Annotated in this window: 2 protein-coding genes; both read left to right on the top strand. The window is 39.2% G+C overall.

The features are described from left to right. Positions 1-243 precede the first annotated feature (243 nt). Complete coding sequence (locus FA727_RS25410; RefSeq protein WP_136833939.1) at positions 244-681, top strand: hypothetical protein; 438 nt, start codon at positions 244-246, stop codon at positions 679-681. After that, complete coding sequence (locus FA727_RS25405) at positions 659-862, top strand: hypothetical protein (protein WP_136833938.1); 204 nt, start codon at positions 659-661, stop codon at positions 860-862. The genes FA727_RS25410 and FA727_RS25405 overlap by 23 nt, the downstream gene beginning before the upstream one ends. Positions 863-1,058: the final 196 nt, after the last annotated feature.

Below are 1,058 nucleotides of genomic sequence, written 5' to 3'. Positions count from 1 at the left end.
TCCCTGCAAGATATAAATTGATAATTTTAAAACTTGTAGGAGTCTTGTTGAAATTAGAGTAAACCTTGGGTGTGTGGGAGGCATTATCTCCTTTAATTATGATGGCATGTAACTTAGGCATCGATTTTTCATATCTGAGGACTGAGAAAGATTGGTTTCTTTCTGAAGGATACTTCAAATAAAGATTTGTCAACCTTGGCAAAGGCAGCTTTTGAATTGTTAAGGTGGAGGATCGATCCTGCAATGACAAAGGCTATAGCTCAGAGCTTACCGAATACATTTCATAGGTATTGTAGTTGGCACATACTTGATAAGTTTTCTATATATTTAAATGCAATCACTTACAGGGATTTTTACAAGGACTTCCAACAATGCATTTGGGAGTCAGAATGTCCGGAAGAGTTTGAAAGAAAATGGGCTTCTATCATCGAAAAGGCGAACCTATATAACAATGAATGGTTAAAGTCAATTTTTGAACTACGTTCAAGATGGGTGCCAGCATATGTTAAATATGTATTTTCAGCTGGAATGTCAAGTAGCCAACGTGCAGAAAGCTCCCATGCATTTTTCAAGAAGTACGTTTCGAAGAAAAATTTATTGATGGATTTTATACTTCGATTTAATAGGGCACTTGCACATCAGCGTCACGAAGACTTAAGTGCTGATCGATCCCGAGATTGAGTTGAGACAAGATTTGTCTTATGAGGAGCTGCTGATACAGATTTTGGATTGTGAGGAACGGGTGTTACGGAATAAAGTTATTCCTTTGGTCAAAGTACTGTGGCGAAATCATTTGGTTGAAGAAGCCACATGGGAGCCCGAGGAACAGATGCGCGAACAGTATCCCCATTTATTCCAGTGATACATGGAAATTTCGAGGATGAAACTTTTGTAAGGGGGGAAGACTGTAACACCCCGTCCCAAAAAGTGTCAGAAAAATTGTTGCACGTAGTTCGAGGCGATCGATCACGGTGCAGGTTCAATGAGGAGGATTTTTCAGAGGATATGGATGGCGTTGAAGAAGTATAGGAGTTTAAGAGATGATTTTGTTGACGATC

The organism is Robertmurraya kyonggiensis (genome assembly GCF_005116465.1).
Classification (GTDB): domain Bacteria; phylum Bacillota; class Bacilli; order Bacillales; family Cytobacillaceae; genus Robertmurraya; species Robertmurraya kyonggiensis.
The sequence above is the reverse complement of the archived record's forward strand: the minus strand, read 5'-3'. Positions and strand labels throughout refer to the sequence as shown.

Coding starts and splice junctions, on each gene's coding strand:
- FA727_RS25410 (WP_136833939.1), top strand. CDS start 244: ATGACAAAGGCTATAGCTCAGAGCTTACCGAATACATTTCATAGGTAT.